Raw genomic sequence first — 19,579 nt, 5'->3', positions numbered from 1 at the left:
CCGTCCTAGTTGAGGGAACGCGCTCCCCAGCGGGTCAGCACCCAACCGTCCGCGTCGCGCTGGAGGTCCACGGACTCGGTGTGCTCCAGCTGGCGCTCACGGGGCCAGGCCGGCGCGCGGCTGCCGGCCAGTACGGGCAGTACGGCGCGAAGGGCCGTCTGGTGTCCGATCACCAGCACGGTCTCGCCGCGGTGCTGGTCGGCGATCTCCTCGAGCTGGTCCCGATAACGCTCGAGCACCTCGCTGCCGGACTCCCCGCCCTCGGTGCAGGCGTGCAGCGAGCCGGCGCACCATGAGTCGCCCAGGTTCTCCAGGTGCGCGGCGTCGAAGGGCTGACCCTCCAGGGAACCGACCGACACCTCCCGCAGCGACTTGCAGGTGGTGACCGCGACGCCGAGGCGTGCCGCGGCGATCTCGGCGGTCTGCACGGCGCGCGACACGTCGCTGGAGTAGACGGCAGCGACCCGGCGTCCCGCCAGCGACTCCGCCAGCGCGCGTGCCTGCTCGCGCCCCTCACGCGTCAGGGAACCGCCCTCGTCGGAGAAGAAGTCCTCGGTGAACGCGGCGTCGGCGTGTCGGGCGACCACCAGCGTCGCGGCGCAGAACAGGTCGGACATGGGCCATCAGACACCTTGAGGGGCCGCCGGCGCGACCTGCCCGCCGGTGAGGGTGCGGACCGTGTAGGCCTGGCTGATCAGGATGACCGGTACGGCGACCAGCAGGCCGACCCCGCACGCGATCGCCCCGAGCAGCCCGCACAGGAACGCGAGCAGCATCCACAGCAACGTCTGCCCCGGGTGGTGGCGGACCAGGTTGAAGCTGGCCTTGATCGCGTCGATGGCGCCCAGCTTGTGGTCGACGACGAACGCCGTGGTGAATGCAGTGAGCACCGCGACCACGATGCCGGGGATGAAGCAGAGCACGAAGCCGATCAAGGTCGCGATCGAGACCAGGAGCGTCGCGACCAGTACCTGCAGCTTGTCCCAGCCCTGGAGCATCGTCCCCAGGGACACCGGTCGTCCGGAGACCGCGTCGAACGCCATCTTCAGTAGGCCGGCGCTCGCCAGCGTGGTGACGACCTGGCCGACGAAGGAGACCAGGCCATTGGCCAGCAGCCCGGTGAACAGCCCGGTGCTCTCCACTGTCGCCACGCCGGTGTCCGGGTCGATCGTGGTGGTGGATCCGGTGTCGAAGACCGAGTCGGACACGAGCTGGCCCAGGTAGCTGAACAGGATGCTGATCAGCCCGACCAGCAGCGCTCCGAGCAGGAACGGTGCGGCGTTCTGGGTGAACTTCGACCAGCCGTACTTGATCGCCTCGACCGCGTCGTACCCGCCGGCGCCCGTGGGTGGCATCGGCGGAGGCGCGCCACCGCCGTACCCGCCGGACGGAGGTGGGTAGGCGGGCGGCTGGTACGGCGGCGGTTGCCCTGGCTGCTGCGCCGGGTGTGCGCCGCCGGGCGGGGGCTGCCCCGCCCCGGAGCCATAGGGGTTCTCCGGGGGCGGTGGCGTGCCTTCGCTCATGCCTGGACCTTAGGAACACCGCAGAGAGCTTGTCGACAAAGGTGTCGACCCGACTAACCCACCGAATGGGTGGCCTTGACGGGGCTCGGGTGCTGTTCTGGGTGGGGGGTGTCCCCACCCCTGGCGACCACGTCACCTGGTCTCGACACGCCTGTCGCGGCTTCGTACCTCAGCCGCGGGCTCGCTCGACCTGCGGGCGGTGAGCGGGCGCTTCGTTCCTCGCGCCCGCTTCGCCCTTCCTCAGCGCTCCACGTCACCTGGTCTCGACACGCCCGTCGCGGCTTCGTACCTCAGCCGCGGGCTCGCTCGACCTGCGGGCGGTAAGTGGAGCGCTTCGTTCCTCAGCGCTCCACTTCGCCCTTGATGAAGGCCTCGACCGAGGCGCGGCCTTCGTCGTCGGGGCGCTGCACGGGCGGGGACTTCATCAGGTAGGACGACGCAGAGAGCAGCGCGCCGCCGATGCCGCGGTCCTTGGCGATCTTCGCCGCACGGATCGCGTCGATGATGATGCCGGCCGAGTTGGGGGAGTCCCACACCTCGAGCTTGTACTCCAGGTTCAGCGGGACGTCACCGAAGGCGCGACCCTCGAGGCGCACGTAGGCCCACTTGCGGTCGTCGAGCCACTGCACGTAGTCGGACGGGCCGATGTGCACGTTGCGGGCGCCCATGTCGTGGCTCATGTTGGAGGTGACGGCCTGGGTCTTGGAGACCTTCTTGGACTCCAGACGGTCGCGCTCGAGCATGTTCTTGAAGTCCATGTTGCCGCCGACGTTGAGCTGGTAGGTGCGGTCCAGCACCACGCCGCGGTCCTCGAACAGCTTCGCCATCACACGGTGGGTGATGGTGGCGCCGACCTGGGACTTGATGTCGTCACCGATGATCGGGACGCCGGCGTCCTCGAACTTCTTGGCCCACATGGGGTCGGAGGCGATGAACACGGGCAGCGCGTTGACGAAGGCCACCTTGGCGTCGATCGCGCACTGGGCGTAGAACTTGTCGGCCTGCTCGGAGCCCACCGGGAGGTAGGAGACGAGCACGTCGACCTCGGCGTCCTTGAGCGCCTGCACCACGTCGACGGCCTCGGTGTCGGACTCCTCGATGGTCTCGCGGTAGTACTTGCCGAGCCCGTCGAGGGTGTGGCCGCGCTGCACGGTGATGCCGGTCGGCGGTACGTCGGCGATGCGGATGGTGTTGTTCTCCGAGCTGTTGATCGCCTCGGAGAGGTCGAAGCCGACCTTCTTGGCGTCGACATCGAACGCGGCGACGAACTCCACGTCGCGGACGTGGTACTCACCGAACATCACGTGCATCAGGCCGGGCACCGCAGCACTCGGGTCGGCGTTCTTGTAGTACTCGACGCCCTGGACGAGGGAGCTGGCGCAGTTGCCCACTCCCACGATGGCTACTCGTACCGATCCCATGGGGTTCTCCTCTGTGTTCACGACTTGTGCTCTGGCTGGGGGGTTGTTCGGGTCCTGGGGGTGCGGCCGGCCGGTCTTCGCTTCGACCCGGCCGCGGGGCCGGCGGGCGGCGCGATCGGCGGGCCCGTGGCGGTTGCGTCGGGGCGCGGGTCCGTGCCCCGCTCCGCGGCGATCAGGTCGGTCAACCAGCGCACCTCGCGCTCGACCGACTCGATCGCGTGCCGCTGCAGCTCGCTCACGTAGCGGTCCTGCCCGGCCGGTCCACGGTTGCTGCGGACCCGGTCGAGGCGCTCCTGCAGGCGCGAGCGCCGGCCCTCGAGGATCCGCAGGCGCACCTCGGAGTCGGTCCGCGAGAAGAACGCGAACCGCATGTTGAAGTCCTCGTCCTCCCAGGCGGAGGGACCGACGTCGGTGATCTTCGTCTCGAAGTACTCGTTGCCCGCCGGTGTGATCTGGTAGACGATCCGCTGCCGACGCGAGACCCCGGCAGGGGCGGTGGCGACCTCGGTGACCAGGCCGGCACGCAGCATCCGCTTCAGCGCGGGGTAGAGCGAACCGTAGGAGAGCAGCCGGGTCCAGCCCATCAGCAGGTTGAGCCGCTTGCGCAGCTCGTAGCCGTGCAGGGGCGAGTCGTGGAGCAGGCCGAGGACGGCCAGCTCGAGGGTCGCGGCCTTGCTGCCCATGCGCTCCCCTCCTGCCGATGCGTGGAGCGGTGTGCCCCTGAGCCTGCGATGCTATCGCCTGAACCTATCGCACCGATATATCGAGGGTGAACCAGCACAAGGGTGTGTTTCGGGTCACCCGACGGTGTCCCCGACAGTCGCCAGAACCCGTACCCTCTCTGCGAGACGTATGACGCAGCGAGGAAAGAGTTCTCAGTGAGCGGCAGATCCAACGTGCCCGGGCCCCGGAAGCCCTCGTCGGGATCCGGTGCTGCCCAGAAGAAGTCCAGCGCCGGGAAGAACGGCACCGGCAAGCCCGGCGCCGCGAAGGGCAAGGCCAGCACCACGAAGGCCAGCACCACGAAGGCCGGCACCACGAAGGTCGGCGCCACGAAGGCCAGCTCTGCCAAGGGCAAGGCGGCCGCAGCCAAGGAGCCCAGGACGATCGGCTCCCGGGTCAGGTCGGCGTTCAAGTGGCTGCTGGTCGTGGGCCTGGTCAGCTCGCTGATCCTGGCCGCGATCGGCTACTTCGCCTACCGCAACACCACGATCCCCGACGCCAACAAGGCCTTCGAGGCGCAGTCGACGTTCGTCTACTACAACGGCGGCAAGGCCAAGATCGGTCGCTTCGCCGACCAGAACCGCGAGTCCATCCCCCTGGCCGACATCCCGATGTCGATGCAGAACGCCGCGATCGCCGCGGAGGACCGCACCTTCTACACCAACAGCGGGATCGACCCCAAGGGGATCATCCGCGCGGCGTCCTCCAACGCCAAGGGCAACGCCACCCAGGGTGCCTCCACGATCACCCAGCAGTACGTGAAGATCCTCTACCTCACCCAGGAGCGCACCCTGAGCCGCAAGGTGAAGGAGGCCTTCTTGTCCCTGAAGGTGCAGCAGGAGAAGTCGAAGTCGGCGATCCTCGAGGGCTACCTGAACACCATCTACTACGGCCGCGGTGCGTACGGCGTCCAAGCCGCCGCGAACGCCTACTTCAACAAGCCGGCCAGCAAGCTGACCGTGCCGGAGTCGGCGATGCTGGCCGCCATCTTGAACTCGCCGAACTACCTGCGTCCGGACCGGGACGCCGCGGGCCGTGACGCGCTGATCAGGCGCTACGACTACGTGCTCCGCGGCATGGTCTCGATGGGCAACCTGGACCCGGCCGAGGCCGAGAACAACTACGGCAAGCTCCCCAAGGTCGTGAAGTCCGGCACCAGCAACATGTACGGCGGCCAGCGCGGCTTCATGCTCACGATGGTCAAGGACGAGCTGCGCCGGATCGGCTTCGACGACGAGGCCATCGACGCGGGCGGGCTGCGGGTCGAGACGACCTTCACCCGCAAGGCGATGAAGGCCGCCGAGGAGGGAGTGCTCGCCGAGCGCCCCCAGGGCCTGAAGAAGCTGCACGTCGCCACGGCCTCCGTCGACGTGAAGACCGGCGCGCTGGTCGGCTTCTACGCCGGCCAGAACTACCTCGACAGCCAGCTCAACTGGGCACGACTCGGCGGCTCCCCGGGGTCGTCGTTCAAGCCGTTCGCGCTCGCGGCCGGGCTCAAGGACGGGTTCAGCCTCAAGGACACCTTCGACGGCAACGCCCCCTTCCAGCTCCCGGGCGGCGGCGGCGAGGTCGGCAACCAGGGCGAGGGCAAGGGGCGCAGCTACGGCTCCGCGATCAGCCTGCTGACCGCGACCCAGAACTCGGTGAACACCGCCTACGTCGACCTGACCACCGCGATGGACGAGGGCCCGGAGAAGGTCATCAAGATGGCCAACGCCCTCGGCGTACCCCGCAACGCGCCCGGGCTCAAGCCGTTCCCGGCCGTCTCGCTGGGCTCGGCGACCGTGAGCCCGATCGACATGGCCAACGCCTACGCGACGATCGCCAACGGCGGCAAGCGGCACAACTGGTTCACGGTGAAGCGGGTCACCCGCGGCTCGGACGGCAAGGTGCTCTACCGGGTGCCGCGCAAGAGCGACCGCGCCCTGGACGAGGACCTCGCCTCCGACGTGAGCTACGCCCTGCAGCAGACCGTCCAGAGCGGCACCGCACGCACCGCCCTGGGACTCGGGCGCCCGGCCGCGGCCAAGACCGGCACGGCGACCAACGAGGACGAGGACGTCTCCTCCTCGTGGTTCGTGGGCTACACCCCGCAGATCGCCACCGCGGTGATGTACTCGCGCGGCAAGGGCAACGAGGCACTCAACGGCTACCTCCCGAGCTTCTACGGCGGGGACTACCCGGCGTCGACGTGGACCGCGGTGATGCGGTCGCTGATGGACGGGATGGACGTCGAGAGCTTCCCGCCGCCGGCGTTCGTCGACGGGGAGGCTCCCGCTGAGGGCCACGCGCCGTACACGCCGCCGCCGAAGCCCTCGCCGAAGCCGAAGAAGAAGAACGACAAGCCGACCCCGACCCCGACACCGACGACCCCGGCTCCGGCGCCGAGCACGCCGGACGCCCCGGCGCCGCAGCCACCCCCGCCGCCGGACCCCGGTCCTCCGGACTGCCAGCCGACTGACCCCACCTGCAACCCGTGACCCCTGCGGGCCGTACGCCGGGCGCCGACCCGCCCGGGCCTGACGGCGGAGCCATCTCCGCCGCCGAGCCCCAGGCGGTCGTCGCGCCCACGCTCACGGACCCGTTCGCGAGGGATCTGAGCGAGGTGGCGGGCGGGCCGGTCGGCCGGCACGCCCGGCCGCACCGCTGGTGGATACCGGTGCGGGTCCTGCTGGCGCTGTTCTCCGTCGGGTTCGCCCTGACGCTGGTGCAGCACCAGCCCTGCCTGAAGACCAACTGGACCGGCGACCAGGCCCGCTACGCCAAGATGTGCTACTCCGACGTGCCCTACATGTACGCCGGGCGCGGCTTCATCGAGGGACTGTGGCCCTACGAGGACAACGGCGGCCGCTACCAGGTGATGGAGTACCCCGTGGGGATCTCCTACCTGGCCTACCTGGCGGCCAAGGCGGTCCAGCTGGACCCGAGCGGTCCACCGGTCGACCAGCGGCACGAGGCGAGCCCCGACTCGCTGTGGTCCCTGCCCGGGATGACCACCGAGGTGAACACCTACTTCCTGTTCACCGCGCTGCTGCTGTGCCTGATGGGGCTGGCCTCGACCTGGCTGCTGGCCCGGGTGCATCCGCACAGACCCTGGGACGCGCTGCTGTTCGTGCTCTCGCCATGCCTGTACGCCACCGTGTTGATCAACTGGGACCTGCTGCCGGTGCTGTTCGTCGTCGGGGCGATGTGGGCGTGGTCCAGGGACAAGCCGCTGCTCACGGGCGTGCTGATCGGGCTGGGCATGGCGGCGAAGCTCTACCCGCTGTTCCTCCTCGGCCCGATCCTGGTGATCTGCTGGCGCGAACGCCGCCTGGTCCCGCTCGCCTGGGCGGCGCTGGGCACGGCCGCGGCCATGGTGGTGGCCAACCTGCCCGCCTACCTCACCGGCCCGGAGCAGTGGAAGTTCTTCTGGGAGTTCAACCAGTCCCGTGGGGCCGACCTCGGCTCGGTGTGGCTCGCGCTCGCCCACCAGGGGACGCAGCTCTCGCTGCCCACGATCAACGTGCTCTCGATGGCCCTGTTCGTGGTGCTGTGCGGCGGCGTGGCCGTCCTCGGGCTCGCCGCGCCGAAGACCCCGCGCCTGGCGCAGCTGGCGCTGCTCGTCGTGGCCGCCTTCCTGCTGGTCAACAAGGTCTACTCGCCCCAGTACGTGCTCTGGCTGCTGCCGCTGGCGGTCCTGGCCCGGCCCCGCTGGCGCGACCTGCTCATCTGGCAGGCCGGGGAGCTGTTCTACTTCGCGGCCGTGTGGTGGTACCTCGGCGGCTGGCTCGAGGGAGCGGCCAACGGGAGCGTCCCGGTCTACGACCTGGCCATCTGGGTCCGGGTCGCGGCCGAGCTCTACCTGGTGGCGGTGGTGATCCGCGACATCCTGCGCCCCGAGCACGACCCGGTGCGGCGTACGGACCCGGAGCCCGAGCCAGGCGCTCCGGACGAGACCGAGTCCCGGGCCGGGTCGGTGTCCGACGCCGAGCCCGGGGCCGGGCCGGCCGTTCGGTCGGGGTCGACCCTCAGCTGATCTCGATGTGGTCGAACCCGGTGACGGTGAACCGCACCCGGCACTCGACCTCCTCGCCCACCTCGGGCACCCGGGTGCCCTGGGGCAGGAACAGCATCGAGGCCTGCATGTGGGGCGGCTCGGCGAACAGGCGCTGCTTGCCGTCGACGGTGTACGGCGAGCGCACCAGCCCGGCGGCGTCGAGCCCTCCGCGGGCGATCGAGACCGCCTTGGACCTGATCGTGGACTCGCCGGTGGGGGCCTCGAGCCCGATGCCGTGGGAGGTGCCGCCGGAGACCACGAGGATGGTGCCCTGCCGCGGGGCGGAGCGTCCCCGGTAGCCGTAGGCGTCGCCGCGACGCACCGGGTGCGAGTCCAGGACCGTGGCCCGGACCGAGAGGGCGCCCCGGTCACCGAGCCACAGGCTGGTGCCGATGCGCGGGCGGAACACGAAGTCGGGGTACTTGCGGGCCAGCAGGGCCAGCTCGACCTCGGCGACGTGGGAGACCCAGATGGTGCGGGCGCGCGGATGCTCGTGCTGGGCCAGGCCCGCCGCGACCACGTCGTCCATCACCCGCTCGATCTCGCGCATGTGGGAGGTCCCCTGCGACCTCGGGGCGAGAGGAAGGTGCAGGGCGACGCCCTCGACCTGCACGCCTCCGTCGCGCAGCGCGGCCCGGCCGGCCTTGCGCAGCTCAGCGGCCGTGAACCCGTGGCGCAGCATCGAGGTCAGCCGCTCCAGCACCACCCGCGGGCGCCGGCCCTCGCTGCCGTGCTCGGCGAGGGCAGCGAGGTCCTCGAGGCGGCCGACGGTGTGGATCACGCGCGGGTCCCCGGGCGGGGGGCTGAACGGCCGCCAGGGGGTGAGCACCAGGATCGAGCCGTCGAACCGCTTCTCGACCTCTGGGAGCTCCTCGTAGGTGCCGATCGCGAGGGTGTCCGCGCGGAGCCACTCGGCCTTGCGTGCGAGCCGGCCCAGGCCGAAGCCGTAGCCGTTGCCCTTGGCCACGGGGACCAGCCCCGGGTGCCGGTCGCGGACCTCGGTGAGGTGGGCTCGCCACCGGTCGCCGTCGACGCGCAGGTTCAGGGTCATCGGCTCAGCCCCGTCGCGACATGTAGAGCTCGAAGGCGCGGTAGATCGCCTTGTTCGTGGCGCCCGGCAGCGGCAGGTCCCACTCGCCGACGTACTCCACGGCCTCGCCTCCGGTGCCGACCTTGAACTGGATCAGCCCGACGTGGTCGTCGTTCGCGTCGAGGGTGGAGGTGATCCCGCGCAGGTCGTAGACGTGCGCGCCGGCAGCGACGGCGTCCCGGATCATCTGCCACTGGATGGCGTTGGAGCCGCGCACCTCCCGCTTGTCGGTGGAGGAGGCGCCGTAGGAGTACCACGCGTGGGTGCCGACCCGGATCCAGATGGTGCTCGCCACGAGGTCGCCCTCGTGCCGGGCCAGGTAGAGCCGGATCCGGTCGGGCTCCTCGGCGCCGAGCGCCTCGAACATCGTCTCGAAGTAGCTCAGCGGCCGCGGGGTGAAGTGGTCCCGCTCGGCGGTGAGCACGTAGAGCTCGTGGAACGCCTTGAGGTCGGTGGGCTCACCGCGCTCCACCTCGACGCCGAGCTTGGCGGCCTTCTTGATGTTGCGTCGCCACTGCTGGTTCATCCCCGCCAGCAGGTCCTCCTCGCTGCGGGGGTTGGAGTCCTCGTCGACCAGCGGGATCCAGAAGTTGTACTGCGGCTGGCCGGCCGCGAAGCCGCCCTCGGCCGACTGCGGCCTCCAGTCGAGCTGGCGCAGCTGGGAGACCACCTGGGCGCCGACCTGGCTGCGCTCGTACGGCGGCAGCGCGGTCAGGGACGTGACCGAGTCGTCGGCGATGCCCTCCTTGATCTGGGCGGCGCTCCAGCGCCGGGTGACCACGGGCGGGCCGATCCGGACGCCGAAGGCGTGCTGCTCGCGCAGGTACGCCGACATCGGCTCCAGCCAGGCGCCGAGGTCCTCGGTGGTCCAGTCGATGAGCGGGCCCTCGGGGAGGTAGGCCAGGAACCGCTTCAGCTTCGGGAGCTGGCGGTAGAGCACCAGCGCGGCGCCGACGATGTTCTCGTTGCCGGTGCTGCTGCGGGTGAACCAGCCGATCGACTCCGAGCGCCACTCCGGCTTCACCGCCGCCCAGGCCGGGGTCTGCAGGAAGCTGGCCGAGCCGGTCGGGGTCCCCGCGGCCGGACGGGACATCGAGCGGATCAGCGCGAGGTGCTCCTCGGCGGTGATCGTGCGCACGGTCAGGGGTTGGTTGGCCACATCAGGAGCCTAACGGGGGCACTGGACCCGGTTGCGGCGACTCAGGCCGCTGCCCGGCGGCCGAGGCCGTCCGGCGGCAGCCTCAGGAGGCCGCCTCCTCGACCGGTCGCAGCTCCGCGGCCGGGACGCCGGCCCAGACCTGGCCGGCGGGGAGGTCGTGCAGCAGCACAGCGCCCATCCCGAGCACGGAGTCACGGCCCACGTGCGTGTGCTCGCGGACCGAGGAGTTCATCCCCAGGTAGGCGCCCGATGCCACTCGCACGCCACCACCGAGCGAGACCCCGGCACCCAGGGTGGCGAAGTCCTCCACCACGTCGTCGTGGGTCAGGGTCGAGCTGGGCATCATCACGACGTGGTCCCCCACGTGGATGTCCGCGGTCAGCACCACCTGGGAGAGCAGGATCGTCCCCCGTCCCACCGTGGAGCCGGCGCCGACGTCGGCGAACGGGTGGATCACGCGGCCGAAGCGCTCGCGGCGTACACCGAGGTCGGTCAACCGCCTGACGATCGCCCTGCGTGCGAGGGAGCTGCCCACGCACACGACCACCTCGCCCCGGGGTTCGTCGTGGACGAGCTCGAGGCCACCCTCCACGGTGACTCCCGAACGGACGGACCCCCAGATCGTGGGGTCCTCGTCGAGCAGCCGCACCCTCCGCGAGGGGGTGTCCATCCGGGTCACTGCGAGCACCTCGCGGGCCAGCCCGCTCGCGCCGACCAGGATCAGCGGCCTCACGACCGCGCCCCGGGCCGAGACACGAGTGAGGCGGATGCTTGGTGGTCCATCCCCGAGATTGAAGAACCCATACGTTGCTCCCGCGAGTAGAGCCACCATTGTTGGCCCGGGTTTTCAGGGGGGTCAATCACTCGCGGGCAGGCCCCCACCGGCCTGGTGGGCCGTCGTCTCGTCGATTGGCCCGGCTTTGTGACCGGACATAGCCCGAATAGCCGCAGATATCGGCGGGGACGAGCCGTCGGAGACGACCCGTCCGGCAGTCCCGGAGTGGCCCGGACGGGCTAGACCGCGGCTCGCACCAGCTTCGTCAGTGTCGGGAACGACGCCGCAGCCGGGTCGACGACGGTGTAGTGGTCGCCGGGGACCACCACCCGCTCCACCACGGCGCCGGCAGCGGTTGCGGCGGCGACGTAACGCTGGCTCTGCTCGGCGGGGACGACCATGTCGTCCACCGCGTGCACGGCCCAGACCGGGCAGCCGGCCGGGACCAGGAGCGTGGGGTCGGCCCCGGCGTAGCGGTCCGGCACCTCGTCGGGGCCGCCGCCCACGAAGGCGGTCACCGGTTCGCTCGAGGCCGGCCGGGTCGCGGCCAGGGTCAGGTCGAGCACGCCGGCCAGCGAGATCGAGCCCCGGAGCGGAAAGCCGGGCAGCCCTCCAGGCGTGGCGGACGTGCGCGAGGCGACCCAGGCCGCCAGGTGGCCACCGGCGGAGTGGCCGACCACGACGACGCGGCGGCTCAGCCCGGCGGGGAGGCCCGGTCCGTCCAGGTGGTCCACGGCCGCGGCCACGTCCTCCAGCGTGGCCGGGACCCCGCCGCCGGCGCCGGTACGCCGGTACTCCACGTTCCAGGTGGCGAAGCCCATCGAGGTGAACCGTTCCGCCAACGGGTCCAGCTGGTCCAGGCCGTACTGCGGGAGCCAGTAGCCGCCGTGGAGCAGGACCACAGTGGCGACCGGGTCACGCCCGGGAAGACGCAGGTCGGCGAACTGGTCGCGATGGTCCTCGCCGTACCGGATCCGGCGGACGCCGGTGGCCGGTGGGCTCGGGGGCACCCGGGCGACGGGCTCCTCCCCGCCGCACCCGGCGAGGAGCGGGAGGCCGGCGCCGAGTGCGAGCAGGCTGCGCCGGGAGAGTCTCAGACCCCGTGCTCGCGCAGCCACGCGAAGTCCGCCTGGTGCTCGGCTGCGCCGCCGGGGGTCTCGCAGATGACCGGAGCGCCCGCGTCGCGGACCACGCCGGCGAAGTCGTGCTCGTCGAGCTGGCCGTTGCCGAAGTTGGCGTGCCGGTCCGCGCCCGAGCCGAAGGCGTCCCGGCTGTCGTTGGCGTGCACCAGGTCGATCCGGCCGGTGATGGCACGCACCTTCTCCACGGCGGTGGGCAGGTCGATCCCCCCGGCCCAGGCGTGGCAGGTGTCCAGGCAGAAGCCGACCTGCTCGAACCCCTCGGCCGAGGAGATCGCGTCCCAGACCCCGGCGATCCGGTCGAGGTGGCGGGCCATCGCGTTGTCGCCGCCCGCGGTGTTCTCGATCAGCAGCGGGATCTTGAGGTCGGTGGCCTCGATCGCCTTGCGCCAGTTGTCGAAGCCCTTCTCGGGGTCGTCGGTCTTGTTCACGTGGCCGCCGTGCACGATCAGGCCCTTGGCTCCGATCTCGGCCGCGGCGTCCATGTGCTGCTGGAGCAGCTTGCGGCTCGGGATCCGGATCCGGTTGTTCGTCGTGGCCACGTTGACGATGTAGGGAGCGTGCACGTAGAGGTCCACGCCCGCCTCCTCGGCCTCGGCCCGCAGGGCGGCCGCCCCGGCGGCGTACCGGACCTCGGGGCCCTTGTAGCTCTGCGGGTCCCCGAGGAAGAACTGCACCAGCGAGGTCCCTCGGGCCTGGGCCTCGGCGATCGGGTCGGACTGCTCGACGTGGGCACCGATGGGGATCTGTGGGCTCGCGCTCATGGCGCCATCCTAGGAGCGGCTCAGGGGTGCGGCACCTCAGAGCACCCCGCCGACAGGCTGGACCACGGCGCCGGAGGCGGCGACGTGGTCGAGGAAGGAGCGGAACCGCTCCTCGGTCCAGGAGATGTCGTCGCCCTCGTCACCGACCTTGTGGAAGACGAAGCTCGCCCAGTCGCCGTTCCTGGCCGCGCCGTCGACCAGTGCGCGCACCTCGGAGTCGGCCTGATCGGCGAAGACCGAGACCGCGTTCAGCCGCTCCTCCTGCACCCAGGACAGCGACTGGTTGATCGGGTTGATCGTGCGGCCGGTGGCGAAGAACCGCCGCACCACCGCAGCCACGCGGTCGTCGACGGACCCGTTGGGGTAGGCGTAGTGCTGCCGGCCGCGGAAGTTCCGCTCCCGCAGCCAGGCCGCGGTGGCGCTCACCCGCTCCAGCAGCTCCCCGTCGTCCAAGGAGCGCAGCGGGCCGTCGTCGTGCCCGCCGATGTCCCAGCCACGGTCGTGCAGGTCCTCCACCTGCCGAAGGGTGAGATAGCCCGCGGAGCCGAGCCGCTCGGGGATGACGTACGCCGTCCCGACCCACCCGTGCTGGTCCATCAGCCGCGCGGCGCGCGCCTGGCTGGCCCATCCGTCGTCGAAGGTCAGGGAGACCACGCCGGGTGCCGGGGAGTCGGGGACCAGCACCGCGTTGCAGGCCAGCAGCTCGACCACCGTCCCGGCTGGGGACCACGCGGTGAAGGCGAGGGCGGTGATCGAGGACCACCGAGGCTGGCCCTCCCGGTCGGTGAACGCCGATCTGGGCAGCACCACCTCGGTCCACTCGCCGTCGACGCGCGCCGGGCGGGCGATCGCCGCGCCGATCTGGACGGAGAAGAACGCCTTCGGTGTCGAGTGCAGCCGGACCTGGCTCGCGCCGAGGGCCTCCCAGTCGTCGACGCGCACCCACAGCTTGAGCTGCATCGCGGACATGTCCACCGAGGCGAACTCCCGCAGCGCGTTCGCCACCGCCTCGGAGTCGCGGGGCGTGCGGACCCGCACCGAGCCGGTGCCGGCCTTGGCCTCGGTGACGTTGCTGACCTCGCCCGCGCGGAACCAGTCGACGAAGCCGCTCGAGGTGTCGGTCAGCAGCCCGGAGGAGCGGCGGGAGACCCGGATGGGGGTGACGCGGGGGAGGTCCTCGGTGACCCAGTCGTCGACCTGGCCCTTGGCCAGGGGCACGCCCACCGCTGCCGCGGCCGCGGCGCCGACCGCGGCACCCAGCAGCCCGCGGCGACCGCTGCGGGGGCCGTCGCCAGCCCCACCGCCCGCCACCCGGTCGCCGTCGTCGGCGGTGCCGTCCGGGATAGGCGTCTCCACCCTGACCATCATCACCCCGGCTCCAACCGCCCACGGCGGCGCCGCGATCACTTGACGTATTGGAAAGTGATCCGATAAGTTTCCAACATGGAAACCAATGAACCGCGCGACGACCTCGTCCAGCAGCTCCGCGAGATCGAGCGGGGTGAGGCCGCCCCCTGGGTGTCCTACCCGCCGATGGCCTGGTGGTGGCCGCTGGGGTTCGGGATCTGGACCGGCACCTACACCCTGACCTTCGGAGTGCTCGACGGCGTGGAGAAGTCGCTGTCCCAGCTGCTGCACGTGGTGGTGATGCTCGTGGCGGTGTGGTGGATGCGCCGGGTCCGGGGCACCTACCCCACCGGCAAGAGCCCGAGGGAGCTCCGTGGACCGTTCACGCTGCTGGTCTGCGGTGCCGTGGTCGTGGCACTGGCCGTATGGGGGGTCGCCGTTGCCCTGGGCGTGTGGTGGGGAGCAGGCACCGGTGTGCTGGCGGCTTGGGCCCTGGTGGCGGCGTACGAGCGCAGCTACGCCCGCGCGTCGGCCCGTGTCCGGGAGCGCCTGGGATGAGCGTCTCCCCACTCGCCGACCTCGACCCGGTGCTCTCCGCCCCCAAGCGGCTGGCGATCGTCGCGGTGCTGGCAGCCTCGGCCTCCACGGACTTCCCGTTCCTGCGCGACCACCTCGGGATCAGCGACTCCGACCTGTCCAAGCAGACCTCGGCGCTCGAGCAGGCCGGCTACATCACGGTGAGCAAGACCGGCCGTGGGCGCGGCGCCGTCACCAGCTACAAGATCACCAAGCCGGGCCGGGCGGCCTTCGCCCGGCACAGCGCCACCCTGCGCCGGCTGCTCGGTGAATGAGGTCGCCCAGCAACCTGTGGACAACGATTTCGCCCCGGGGCACCCTGCTTGTTAACCTTGCGCGTCGCCCACCCCCGATGGGTGGGTCGACACCGCACAGCCCTCCTGCCACGGAAACGCCGTGGCCGCCTGAGTCCGAAGGAGGTGGAGAACGCTATGCGCGCCTATGAGCTCATGATCATCCTCGACCCGAACCTCGAGGAGCGAACCGTTCAGCCATCGCTCGACACGTACCTCAACGTCGTCCGCAACGACGGTGGAAGTGTCGACAACGTCGATGTCTGGGGTCGCCGCCGTCTCGCCTACGAGATCGCCAAGAACGCCGAAGGCATCTACGCCGTCGTCCAGCTGCAGGCCGAGCCTGCGACCGTCAAGGAGCTCGACCGCCAGCTCACGCTGAACGAGTCGGTCCTCCGCACCAAGGTTCTCCGTCCCGACGCTCACTGAGCGCATTCGATCCTGACAACAAGGAGAACCACATGGCAGGCGAGACAGTCATCACCGTCGTCGGGAACCTGACGGGAGATCCGGAGCTCCGGTTCACCCCGTCCGGTGCCGCGGTCGCGAACTTCACGATCGCCTCGACGCCGCGCGCCTTCGACAAGAACTCCAACGAGTGGAAGGACGGCGACACGCTGTTCCTCAACTGCTCGATCTGGCGCCAGGCGGCCGAGAACGTCGCCGAGTCGCTCCAGAAGGGGATGCGCGTCGTGGCTCAGGGGCGGCTCAAGCAGCGCTCCTACGAGACCCGCGAGGGTGAGAAGCGCACTGTCGTCGAGCTCGATGTCGAAGAGGTCGGACCCAGCCTGAAGTACGCCACCGCCAAGGTCGCGCGCGTCCAGCGCAGCGGCGGAGGCGGCGGCTACGGCGGTGGCAACACCGGTGGCGGCGACGACCCGTGGGCCTCCAGCCCCGCACAGGGTGGGCAGCCTGCTGCCCAGCCTGCCCAGGGCGGCGGGAACCAGGGTGGCGGGAACCAGTGGGGCGGCCAGCAGGGCGGTCAGGCTCCCAGCCGCGCCCCGCAGAACGACCCGTGGGCGACCGGAAGCTCCGACGAGCCTCCGTTCTGAGTCGTCCCACCCGCACGACCACACATTCAACCGAAACCATTCCGGCCACAGTCATCACTCTGGGCCGGGCTCAAGAAGGAGCTCCACAATGGCCAAAGCAGTGATTCGCAAGCCCAAGAAGAAGGTTTGCCAGTTCTGCAAGGAAAAGGCGTCCGGCGTTGACTACAAGGACACCAACCTCCTGCGCAAGTTCATCTCCGACCGGGGCAAGATCCGTGCCCGGCGCGTGACCGGCAACTGCGTGCAGCACCAGCGCGACGTCGCCACGGCGGTCAAGAACGCCCGTGAGGTCGCCCTCCTCCCGTACACGTCCACGGCACGCTGAGAGGAGACGACATCATGAAGCTCATCCTTACCCAGGAAGTGACCGGTCTCGGTTCCGCCGGCGACGTCGTCGAGGTCAAGGACGGCTACGGCCGTAACTTCCTCATCCCGCGCGGCTTCGGCATGCGCTGGACCCGCGGCGGCGAGAAGACGATCGAGTCGATCAAGAAGGCCCGCGAGTCCCGTGCGGTGCGCGACGCCGACCACGCCGCGCAGGTCAAGGCCACGCTGGAGGGCTCGACGTACGCCGTCAAGGTCCGCGCCGGCGAGGGCGGCCGCCTGTTCGGCGCCGTGACCGCTGCGGAGATCGCGCACGCGATCGCCGAGGCTGGTGGCGAGGTCGACAAGCGCACCATCGTGGTGGGCAACCCGATCAAGTCGCTGGGCACCCACACCGTCAAGGTGCGCGTCCACGACGACGTCGAGGCGACCGTGAACCTCAACGTGGTCCCTGCTTGAGGCGATCTGCCTGAGGTGATCCGCTGAGGCGATCCGCCTGAGCTGAACAGCCTTGCGAAGGCCGTCCCCCTCACCTCGAGGGCGGGCGGCCTTCGCGCATCCCGGGCCCGGTCACCGGGCCGTCCTTGGGGGCGACCTCAAGCGGGCCCGGACCGCCGAGCCACTCGCGACGGTGCACCCGGAACAGGAAGTAGACCAGCGCGACGTTCACCAGCGCAGAGAACGTGAACGTGGGCCCCTCCAGGGCCGGCACGTCGCCGCCGAGCGCGACCACCGGCAGTACGCCGGCCAGGGCGAACCCCCACACCAGCAGGCCGAACCGCTTGGCCACGTAGGGGTCTTGCGGCGACCGGCGTACGCCGAGCACGCCGATCTCGCGGCTCAGCACGAGGCAGAACGCGATCTGCGGCAGCGAGACGAACCACTCCCCGGAATCGTCGAGCCGGTGCTGTACCTGCGGGAGCCACATCGGGACGCTGACCACGGCGGCCAGCACGGCGAGCCACCGGCTGGTCTCGAACGCCTCGTCGGTGCGGGCCAGGGCGAAGACCCCGAGGAGCACCAGCACCCAGCCGACGGGGTCGGCGAGCGCGTCGTAGCTCTTCCAGGCCGGGGACGGGTCGGCCGGGAACCGCGCGCTGCCGACGATGATCACCAGGCCCATGGCGATTCTCTGGAGCGGCGACATGGCGCAACTGTAGGGTCATCGGCCATGGCGAAAGCACCGGTGCTGCTGGCCCCCGGGGTGTGGCGCATCCCCCTGCTGGGCGACTACGTCAACGGCTTCGCCCTGCGCGACTCCGACGGCCAGGTCACGCTGGTGGACATGGGCCTGGCCTCCTCGGGCCCCAAGGTGATCGCCGCGCTGCGCTCGATCGGCTCGGACCCGAGCGAGGTCACCCGGCTGCTGCTCACCCACTGCCACCCCGACCACGCCGGCGGCGCGGCGTACGTCTCCCGGGAGACGGGCCTGCCGGTCGACGTCCACGCCGAGGACGCGGAGTACGTGCGCACCGGCACCCAGCCCGACAACGACCCGTCCTTCCGCCTCGGGAGACTGTTCCGCAGGCTCCCCGACCCCAAGACCGAGAAGGTCACCGTGGGCGAGGAGCTCACCGACGGGCAGGTGTTGTCGGTCGCGGGCGGCATCCGGGTGGTGCACACCCCGGGCCACTCACCGGGGCACGCGTCCTACCTGCACGAGGAGTCCGGGGTGCTGATCACCGGGGACGCCATCTTCAACGTCCTCGGGATGCGCTGGCCGATGAAGTTCCTGTGCTCCGACTTCGCGATGACCACGTAGACCGCCCACCGCCTCGGCGAGCTGGAGTACTCCACGGCCGCCTTCACCCACGGCCCCGAGATCCGCGACAACCCCCGCGGCGCCATCAGGAAGTTCCTGGCCGCCCACCCATCCTGACCCCGAGTGGTGGTTGAGCCCGTCGAGACCACGAGGGGCGAGCCGATCGATCGCTACGCCCCCATCCGCATCCACCGGTCCCCCCGGGCCCGCAGCAGCAGCGTCACCGCGCGCCCGCCCATGAACAGCACCGCGAACGCGGCCCACAGCCAGGTGAGCCCGGCGTCGCCGACCACCCAGGCCGCCGGCGCGAACAGCAACAGCGTGACCAGCTGCGCCCACGCCAGGTAGACCCCGTCGCCGGCGCCGATCAGTACTCCGTCGAGCACGAACACGATGCCGGCCAGGGGCTGGGCCGCCGCGGCCACGAGCAGCACCGGCACCAGCAGGTCGAGCACGGCCGGGTCGCTGGTGAAGCCGTGGCCGAGCACGGGAGCCAGGGCGGCGAGCAGGACACCGGTGGCCACGCCGCTGAGCCAGCCCCAGCGCTCCATCCGCCTGGTGACGGCGCGGGTGCCCTCGGCGTCGGCGGCCCCGAGGTAGCGCCCGGTGATCGCCTGGGCGGCGATCGCGACCGCGTCCAGGGTGAAGGCCAGGAAGGTCCAGATCGTCAGCGCGAGCTGCATCGTGGCGAGGTCGTCCTCGCCGAGCCGGGCCGCGGCATAGGTCATCACGAGCAGGGAGGCGCGCAGCATCAGCGTCCGCATGATCAGGGGTACGCCGGCCCGGCCCGCCGCCCTGATCCCGGGCAGGTCGGGGCGCAACGAGGCCGACTCCCGCCGGGCCGCCCGGAGCACGACCCAGACCAGCGCGACCGCCGACCCGAGCTGGGCGAGCAGGGTGCCGAGCGCGGAGCCGACGAAGCCGAGGCCGACGCCGTAGACCAGGGCGAAGTTCAGGACGATGTTCGCGATGTTGCCCACGACGGCCACCACGAGCGGTGTGCGGGTGTCCTGGAGCCCGCGCAGGACCCCGGTGGCGGCCAGCATCAGCAGCAGCGGCACCGCTCCCAGCAACGCGACCCGCAGGTAGGTGGCCGCGAGGTCGGCGACGTGGTCGCTGGGGTCGAAGAGGCGGACCAGCCGGTCGACCAGGGGGATGGTGAGCGCCGTGAGCAGCGTGCCGATCAGCGTGGCCAGCCACAGGCCGTCGATGCCCTGGGCCAGCGCGGCCCGGCTGTTGCCCGCTCCGACCTGGCGGGCGACGGACGCGGTGGTGCCGTAGGCGAGGAAGATGGACAGGCTGACCAGGGTCCCCATCACCGCGGAGACGATCCCGAGCGCGGCCAGCTCCGCGGTGCCGAGATGCCCGACGATCGCGGAGTCCGAGAGCAGGAACACCGGCTCGGCCACCAGCGCGAGGAAGGCGGGCACCGCGAGCCGGAGGATCTCCCGGTCCTGGGCCCGGTTGCGTTGCCGGCGTACCGACCGTTCATGCTCCTGCGCCGCCCGGCGGTCGCGCCGGCTGGACCCCCGAGCGGTTATCACGAGGTGAGGCTAGGCGGTCGGGAAACCTGTGTAAAACCCGGCTTTTCT

Annotated in this window: 21 protein-coding genes; 9 read left to right on the top strand and 12 right to left on the bottom strand. The window is 70.9% G+C overall.

All coding sequences use genetic code 11. The features are described from left to right. Positions 1-5: 5 nt before the first annotated feature. From AC4BGC_RS17685 to AC4BGC_RS17670, 4 genes are all read right to left on the bottom strand, one after another. On the bottom strand, positions 6-617 hold the full coding sequence (locus AC4BGC_RS17685; protein ID WP_490556952.1) for a histidine phosphatase family protein: 612 nt from the start codon (positions 615-617) through the stop codon (positions 6-8). 6 nt (positions 618-623) lie between these two features. Continuing rightward, positions 624-1,523, bottom strand: coding sequence for a YciC family protein (locus AC4BGC_RS17680; protein ID WP_490547110.1), 900 nt, complete (start codon positions 1,521-1,523; stop codon positions 624-626). A gap of 341 nt (positions 1,524-1,864) precedes the next feature. After that, positions 1,865-2,944, bottom strand: a complete 1,080-nt coding sequence (locus tag AC4BGC_RS17675; RefSeq protein ID WP_490556951.1) for an inositol-3-phosphate synthase — start codon at positions 2,942-2,944, stop codon at positions 1,865-1,867. A 17-nt stretch (positions 2,945-2,961) separates the two neighbouring features. Further along, positions 2,962-3,627: a PadR family transcriptional regulator gene (locus tag AC4BGC_RS17670; protein ID WP_490556950.1), complete on the bottom strand. Its 666-nt coding sequence runs from the start codon at positions 3,625-3,627 to the stop codon at positions 2,962-2,964. 195 nt (positions 3,628-3,822) lie between these two features. On the opposite strand from AC4BGC_RS17670, the gene AC4BGC_RS17665 reads away from it, so the two are divergent. Both AC4BGC_RS17665 and AC4BGC_RS17660 read left to right on the top strand, forming a co-directional pair. After that, entirely contained in the window at positions 3,823-6,147 is a 2,325-nt protein-coding gene (locus AC4BGC_RS17665; RefSeq protein ID WP_490556949.1) for a transglycosylase domain-containing protein, read from the top strand. Further along, entirely contained in the window at positions 6,144-7,685 is a 1,542-nt protein-coding gene (locus AC4BGC_RS17660; RefSeq protein WP_490556948.1) for a glycosyltransferase family 87 protein, read from the top strand. Before AC4BGC_RS17665 ends, AC4BGC_RS17660 begins: the two co-directional genes overlap by 4 nt. On the opposite strand, the gene AC4BGC_RS17655 is transcribed toward AC4BGC_RS17660, so the two are convergent. The 6 genes from AC4BGC_RS17655 to AC4BGC_RS17630 form a co-directional block, all read right to left on the bottom strand. Then, positions 7,678-8,757, bottom strand: a complete 1,080-nt coding sequence (locus tag AC4BGC_RS17655; RefSeq protein WP_490556947.1) for an alanine racemase — start codon at positions 8,755-8,757, stop codon at positions 7,678-7,680. The two genes, AC4BGC_RS17660 and AC4BGC_RS17655, sit on opposite strands and share 8 nt — an antisense overlap. Before the next feature lie 4 nt (positions 8,758-8,761). Beyond that, entirely contained in the window at positions 8,762-9,889 is a 1,128-nt protein-coding gene (locus AC4BGC_RS17650) for a lipid II:glycine glycyltransferase FemX (protein WP_490557205.1), read from the bottom strand. A gap of 148 nt (positions 9,890-10,037) precedes the next feature. Continuing rightward, positions 10,038-10,688 carry an acetyltransferase gene (locus AC4BGC_RS17645; protein ID WP_490556946.1) on the bottom strand — a complete coding sequence of 217 codons (651 nt, stop codon included), beginning with the start codon at positions 10,686-10,688 and terminating at the stop codon, positions 10,038-10,040. 281 nt (positions 10,689-10,969) lie between these two features. Next, positions 10,970-11,848 (bottom strand): alpha/beta hydrolase family protein, encoded by an 879-nt coding sequence (locus AC4BGC_RS17640; RefSeq protein ID WP_490556945.1) that lies wholly within the window; start codon positions 11,846-11,848, stop codon positions 10,970-10,972. Beyond that, positions 11,824-12,633: a deoxyribonuclease IV gene (locus tag AC4BGC_RS17635; RefSeq protein ID WP_490556944.1), complete on the bottom strand. Its 810-nt coding sequence runs from the start codon at positions 12,631-12,633 to the stop codon at positions 11,824-11,826. Before AC4BGC_RS17635 ends, AC4BGC_RS17640 begins: the two co-directional genes overlap by 25 nt. Positions 12,634-12,669: 36 nt before the next feature. Further along, positions 12,670-14,040: a polysaccharide deacetylase family protein gene (locus tag AC4BGC_RS17630; RefSeq protein ID WP_490556943.1), complete on the bottom strand. Its 1,371-nt coding sequence runs from the start codon at positions 14,038-14,040 to the stop codon at positions 12,670-12,672. A 36-nt stretch (positions 14,041-14,076) separates the two neighbouring features. Here AC4BGC_RS17630 and AC4BGC_RS17625 point away from each other — a divergent pair, with 36 nt between their 5' ends. The 6 genes from AC4BGC_RS17625 to rplI all read left to right on the top strand — a co-directional run bounded on the left by AC4BGC_RS17625 (position 14,077) and on the right by rplI (position 16,684). Continuing rightward, positions 14,077-14,538 (top strand): hypothetical protein, encoded by a 462-nt coding sequence (locus AC4BGC_RS17625; protein WP_490547121.1) that lies wholly within the window; start codon positions 14,077-14,079, stop codon positions 14,536-14,538. Beyond that, positions 14,535-14,831, top strand: a complete 297-nt coding sequence (locus AC4BGC_RS17620) for a winged helix-turn-helix domain-containing protein (protein WP_490547122.1) — start codon at positions 14,535-14,537, stop codon at positions 14,829-14,831. The genes AC4BGC_RS17625 and AC4BGC_RS17620 overlap by 4 nt, the downstream gene beginning before the upstream one ends. 156 nt (positions 14,832-14,987) lie before the next feature. Beyond that, on the top strand, positions 14,988-15,278 hold the full coding sequence (rpsF, locus tag AC4BGC_RS17615) for a 30S ribosomal protein S6 (protein ID WP_490547123.1): 291 nt from the start codon (positions 14,988-14,990) through the stop codon (positions 15,276-15,278). Between the two features lie 32 nt (positions 15,279-15,310). Further along, entirely contained in the window at positions 15,311-15,901 is a 591-nt protein-coding gene (locus AC4BGC_RS17610) for a single-stranded DNA-binding protein (RefSeq protein WP_490547124.1), read from the top strand. A gap of 88 nt (positions 15,902-15,989) precedes the next feature. Further along, positions 15,990-16,226, top strand: a complete 237-nt coding sequence (gene rpsR / locus AC4BGC_RS17605) for a 30S ribosomal protein S18 (protein ID WP_490547125.1) — start codon at positions 15,990-15,992, stop codon at positions 16,224-16,226. A 14-nt stretch (positions 16,227-16,240) separates the two neighbouring features. Beyond that, on the top strand, positions 16,241-16,684 hold the full coding sequence (gene rplI / locus AC4BGC_RS17600; protein ID WP_490547126.1) for a 50S ribosomal protein L9: 444 nt from the start codon (positions 16,241-16,243) through the stop codon (positions 16,682-16,684). Between the two features lie 70 nt (positions 16,685-16,754). Here the strand turns inward: rplI and AC4BGC_RS17595 are convergent, their stop codons facing one another. After that, complete coding sequence (locus AC4BGC_RS17595; RefSeq protein ID WP_490556942.1) at positions 16,755-17,372, bottom strand: hypothetical protein; 618 nt, start codon at positions 17,370-17,372, stop codon at positions 16,755-16,757. Between the two features lie 24 nt (positions 17,373-17,396). Between AC4BGC_RS17595 and AC4BGC_RS17590 the strand changes: the two genes are divergently transcribed. Further along, complete coding sequence (locus AC4BGC_RS17590) at positions 17,397-17,987, top strand: MBL fold metallo-hydrolase (protein ID WP_490556941.1); 591 nt, start codon at positions 17,397-17,399, stop codon at positions 17,985-17,987. Positions 17,988-18,157: 170 nt separating this feature from the next. On the opposite strand, the gene AC4BGC_RS17585 is transcribed toward AC4BGC_RS17590, so the two are convergent. Further along, positions 18,158-19,531, bottom strand: a complete 1,374-nt coding sequence (locus tag AC4BGC_RS17585) for an MATE family efflux transporter (protein ID WP_490547129.1) — start codon at positions 19,529-19,531, stop codon at positions 18,158-18,160. Positions 19,532-19,579: the final 48 nt, after the last annotated feature.

It is taken from the genome of Nocardioides sp. Z38_18, assembly GCF_058215695.1.
This window is presented reverse-complemented; position numbering and strand designations above follow the sequence as displayed.